Genomic DNA, 5011 nt, shown 5'->3' on the forward strand with positions numbered 1-5011 from the left:
TGTTCAAGGTCTGCGAACGCCTCAAGCGCATCGCCCCGACGCCGGCCACCGTGCTGCTCAGCGGCGAATCCGGCACGGGCAAGGAAGTCGCCGCCCGCGCCGTGCACCGCATGAGCCCGCGCGCCGGCGGCCCCTTCGTGCCGGTCAATTGCGCGGCGATTTCGGCCGAACTCATCGAGTCCGAGCTATTCGGCCACGTCAAGGGCGCCTACACCGGCGCCGCGCAAAGTCGCGAAGGCCTGTTTTATTACGCCCGTGGCGGCACGCTGTTCCTCGATGAAATCTCCGAACTGCCGCTCGGCGCGCAGGCCGAACCCGTCGCCCCGGAGATCAGGCTGATCCACGAGCAGGTCCAGCGCATCCGGCTGATCGTCGCCAAGCTGCTGCAATTCGCCCGGCCGCAGGATTACGTCGGCTATCTCGAACCGACCAACCCGGCCCAGCTCATCCAGGACAGCCTGCTCCTCGTCCGCCACCTCTTGAAGACCGGCAACATCGCCATCGAACAGCATGTCGATTCGGCCCGCCAGATCATCTGCAACAAAAACGAGCTGCAACAGGTCGTCATCAACCTGTTGGTCAACGCCATCCAGGCGATGCCTACCGGCGGCGTCCTGAGCATCGCCGTCGACGACTGGGACGAGGCCGACATGCCGCTCGGCATCCAGCTCGCGGTCGAAGATTCCGGCCCCGGCATCAGCCAGGCCGACCTCGAACACCTGTTCGAACCCTTCTTCACCGCCAAGAAACCCGGCGGCAACGGCCTCGGCCTGTGGGTCAGCAAGAATCTCATCGAACGCTACGGCGGCCACCTGACGGCGACCAGCCCCCCCGGCGCCGGTGCCCGCTTCACCGTCTGGCTGCGCTGCGAACCGTTGGGCTGACTCACTTAACCGGCGAAAGGGCCGCAGCACTCGGTTGATAACCGTTAATTAACGATTTACAATGCATCCATGATCAAATCGTTCATGCACAAGGGGCTTGAAGCCTTTTTCCGGACCGGGAGCAAAGCAGGCATACAGCCCCACCACGCCGGCAAGCTCCGTCTTCAATTGACGATGCTGGACAAGGCCAAGCAACCCGAGGACATGAATGCGCCGGGATGGCGCCTGCATGCTTTGGCAGGCGATCTGAACGGGCACTATGCGATCACGGTCAATGGCAATTGGCGCATCACCTTCCGTTTTGAGGACGGCGATGCGCTATTGGTGAATTATCAGGATTACCACTGAGGAACGACAATGAGCAGGATGCACAACCCAGCCCACCCGGGCGAAGTCCTCAAGGAATGGATTCCGGAAGGCATGACGGTCACCGCCGCCGCCGAGCAACTCGGTGTCTCGCGCGTCATGCTGTCCAAGATTCTGAACGGCAAGGCCGGCATCTCGGCCGAAATGGCCTTGCGTCTGGCTGCCTGGCTGGGCACCACGCCCGAGGTCTGGCTGGACATGCAATCGGCCCGCGACTTGTGGGAAGCCGAGCAGAAGCCGCTACCGGCGGTGGCGCCACTGCGGATAGCGGCGTGATTAGTACTCAAGCCGGCTTGGGCAAAGACAACTACTGTCTTAACCCCCAAGCCGACTAGCGCACGATGTTCGACAACCCGACAGACGAAGTGCTTCGGCGCCTCGGCCGCAACCTCGTTATCTTCCAACAAGCCGAATCTCTGCTGAAGAGATTGCTCTGCAACCACAATGTAGCCGGAACGTTTGAGAACTTTGCCGACAAGCACCAAAAACACGTTGAGAAGATCAATCGCACGACGCTCGGCAACCTTGTCGAAACCTACAAAAATGAAGTTTTGCAGGATGCCGGCGAAGACACCGCGTACGACCCGGCCAACGGCGAGGAAGCATTGCTGCGTTTTCGCTTCTCGGTAAGCATCGAGGACGAGCACATCGAATCGATGCGCGCAGAACTCGAAGCGATGAAGAATGAACGTAACCAACTCGTTCATCACTTCCTGCCCCGCTGGCAGCCCGGAAACGACGAGGTCATGCAGGCGACGCTGACTTACCTGGATGAACAACGCCAGCGAGTCATGCCCATCCTCGACCACCTGAAGGCGACGACCGAGGCGGTCGAGCAGAGCCACGAGGCAATGCGGTTATTGGTTCAAAGCGGCGAATTTGACCGTCACTACAAACTATTCTGGCTCCAGGGCAGCCCCCTGGTCACCTTCATGCGCGATGTTGCAAACCAGGTCTCGCGTAAGGATGGTTGGACATATCTTGCGTGGGCCGGAAAACTGGCCTTCGAAAATATACCCGACGAGTTGCAAGACCTGAAAGGACGCTACGGCCACAAGACGCTGAAGAAAATGCTCAATGCCAGCGAGCTATTCGACGTCTTTGATGAGCCACTGCCCAATGGCAAATTCCGTACGCTATATCGGCCAAAGTCCACGGTTTGCTCGTCAATACAAGCCGGCATTCAGCTACCGGCAGCAAGCGCTCCCCCAAAAAATCAATCCCTTGCCTTGGCAGCCGGCGGCGCGACCGGTAAACTACGGGTTCTGCCGAGGAGCGCTGCGACCTGACTTGATTCAGGCCAGGCTCGGCAATGATCAACGGCGCTCGCAAACCCAGCCGGTTTGTGGCGCCGTTCGTTTTTGCGGCGTGCCCGGCGTAATTTTGCTTTGCCGAGGTGATCATGCAGCAACCCGACCGTACCGCCGAACTTTCCGCCCTGCTTGCCGAGAAGATGCTTGTCCTCGACGGCGCCATGGGCACCATGATCCAGCGCCACGGATTGCAGGAAGCCGACTATCGCGGCGAACGCTTCAAGGATCACCGGCACGATCTCAAGGGCAACAACGACCTGCTGGTTCTCACCCGCCCCGACGTCATCGGCGGCATTCACCGCGACTATCTCGCAGCCGGCGCCGACATTCTCGAGACCTGCACCTTCAATTCGACCGCCGTGTCGCAGGCCGACTACAAGCTCGAAGCCATCGTCTATGAACTGAACCACGAAGGTGCCGCGCTGGCCCGCAAACTCTGCGACGAATTCACCGCCGCCAACCCGGCCAAGCCGCGCTTTGTCGCCGGCGTGCTTGGCCCGACGAGCCGCACGGCGTCAATCTCGCCGGACGTCAACGACCCCGGCTACCGCAACGTCACTTTCGACGGACTGGTCACCGATTACCGCGAAGCGATCCGCGGCCTGACCGACGGCGGCGCTGACATCCTTCTGGTCGAAACGATTTTCGACACGCTCAACGCCAAGGCGGCGCTGTTCGCCATCGAGCAGTTTTTCGAGACCGCTGGCCGGCGCTGGCCGGTGATGATTTCCGGCACGATTACCGATGCCTCCGGCCGCACGCTGTCCGGCCAGACCGCCGAGGCTTTCTGGAATTCGCTGAGCCACATCCAGCCCTTGAGCTTCGGCCTCAACTGCGCACTCGGCGCCAAGGAGTTGCGTCAGTACGTCGAGGAACTGTCGCGCGTCTGCGACTGCGCCGTCTCGGCCCACCCGAACGCCGGTCTGCCCAACGCGTTTGGCGGCTACGACGAAACAGCCGAGATGCTGGCCGATGAGATCGAGAGCTGGGCCAAGGCCGGCATCGTCAATATCGTCGGCGGCTGCTGCGGCACCTCGCCCGAGCACATCAAGGCCATCGCCGAACGGGTTGCTACGGTCAACCCGAGAAAAGTGCCGAAAATCGAAAAGAAGCTCCGCCTTTCCGGGCTGGAACCGTTCAACGTCGGCGCCGATTCGCTGTACGTCAATGTCGGCGAGCGAACCAACGTCACCGGCTCGAAAGCTTTCGCCCGGATGATCCTCGAAGGCCGCTTCGACGACGCGCTGGCCGTCGCCCGCCAGCAGGTCGAGAACGGCGCCCAGGTCATCGACATCAACATGGACGAGGCGATGCTCGATTCGGTCGCCGCCATGGACCGCTTCCTCAAACTGATCGCCTCGGAACCGGATATTTCGCGCGTCCCGATCATGATCGACTCGTCGAAATGGGAAGTCATCGAAGCCGGCCTCAAGTGCATCCAGGGCAAGGGCATCGTCAATTCGATTTCGATGAAAGAAGGCGAAGCCAAGTTCATCGAGCACGCCCGCCTCGCCCGCCGCTACGGCGCCGCGGTCATCGTCATGGCCTTCGACGAGAAGGGTCAGGCCGACACCTTCGCCCGCAAGACCGAGATTTCGAAGCGTGCCTACGACCTGCTGACGGGCATCGGTTTCCCGGCTGAAGACATCATTTTCGACCCGAACATTTTTGCCATCGCCACCGGCATTCCGGAACACGACAACTACGCCGTCGACTTCATCAATTCGGTGCGCTGGATCAAGCAGAATCTGCCGCACGCCCACATTTCCGGCGGCGTCTCCAACGTGTCGTTTTCTTTCCGCGGCAACGATGCCGTGCGCGAGGCGATCCACACGGTTTTCCTCTACCACGCCATCAAGGCCGGCATGACCATGGGCATCGTCAATGCCGGCATGCTAGGCATCTACGACGATCTCGATCCGGTGCTGCGCGAGAAGGTTGAGGACGTCGTCCTCAACCGCAACCCGGAAGCCGGTGAAGCGCTGGTCGATTTCGCGCAGACCGTGAAAGAAGGCAAGGCCAAGGACACCGGCCCCGATCTTTCGTGGCGCGAGCAATCCGTGGAAAAGCGGCTGGAACATGCGCTGATCAAGGGCATCACCGATTTCGTCGTGGCCGACACCGAAGAAGTGCGCGCCCAGCTCGAAGCCGAAGGCAAGCCGCCGCTTTCGGTCATCGAAGGCCCGCTGATGAACGGCATGAACCACGTCGGCGACCTGTTCGGCGCCGGCAAGATGTTCCTGCCCCAAGTGGTCAAATCAGCCCGCGTCATGAAACAGGCCGTCGCCCACCTGCTGCCCTACATCGAAGCAGAAAAGACCCGCACCGGGCTGGGCAGCAAGGGCAAGATCCTGATGGCCACGGTCAAGGGCGACGTGCACGACATCGGCAAAAACATCGTCGGCGTCGTCCTCGGCTGCAACGGCTACGACGTGGTCGACCTCGGCG

At 61.1% G+C, this 5011-nt stretch carries 5 protein-coding genes and 1 riboswitch; all 5 genes read left to right on the plus strand.

The window, feature by feature from the left end; genetic code table 11:
• The coding region (locus ADADOO_RS04530; protein ID WP_511275381.1) for a sigma 54-interacting transcriptional regulator at positions 1-884 on the plus strand (884 nt) is incomplete at its 5' end.
• Positions 885-953: 69 nt separating this feature from the next.
• On the plus strand, positions 954-1232 hold the full coding sequence (locus ADADOO_RS04535; protein ID WP_511275383.1) for a type II toxin-antitoxin system RelE/ParE family toxin: 279 nt from the start codon (positions 954-956) through the stop codon (positions 1230-1232).
• 9 nt (positions 1233-1241) lie between these two features.
• Positions 1242-1526, plus strand: a complete 285-nt coding sequence (locus ADADOO_RS04540; RefSeq protein ID WP_511275384.1) for a HigA family addiction module antitoxin — start codon at positions 1242-1244, stop codon at positions 1524-1526.
• A 65-nt stretch (positions 1527-1591) separates the two neighbouring features.
• The gene (locus ADADOO_RS04545; RefSeq protein WP_511275386.1) at positions 1592-2539 is read left to right on the plus strand and encodes an LOTUS domain-containing protein; all 948 of its coding nucleotides are present in this window, start codon (positions 1592-1594) and stop codon (positions 2537-2539) included.
• A riboswitch (S-adenosyl-L-homocysteine riboswitch) is annotated at positions 2515-2585 on the plus strand. It overlaps the preceding gene by 25 nt.
• Positions 2586-2652: 67 nt before the next feature.
• Positions 2653-5011 (plus strand): methionine synthase (metH, locus tag ADADOO_RS04550; protein ID WP_511275388.1); only part of this gene is annotated, 2359 nt, incomplete at its 3' end.

It is taken from the genome of Azonexus sp., assembly GCF_036170495.1.
Taxonomy (GTDB): Bacteria; Pseudomonadota; Gammaproteobacteria; order Burkholderiales; family Rhodocyclaceae; genus Azonexus.

Coding starts and splice junctions, on each gene's coding strand:
- ADADOO_RS04535 (WP_511275383.1), top strand. CDS start 954: ATGATCAAATCGTTCATGCACAAGGGGCTTGAAGCCTTTTTCCGGACC.
- ADADOO_RS04540 (WP_511275384.1), top strand. CDS start 1,242: ATGAGCAGGATGCACAACCCAGCCCACCCGGGCGAAGTCCTCAAGGAA.
- ADADOO_RS04545 (WP_511275386.1), top strand. CDS start 1,592: ATGTTCGACAACCCGACAGACGAAGTGCTTCGGCGCCTCGGCCGCAAC.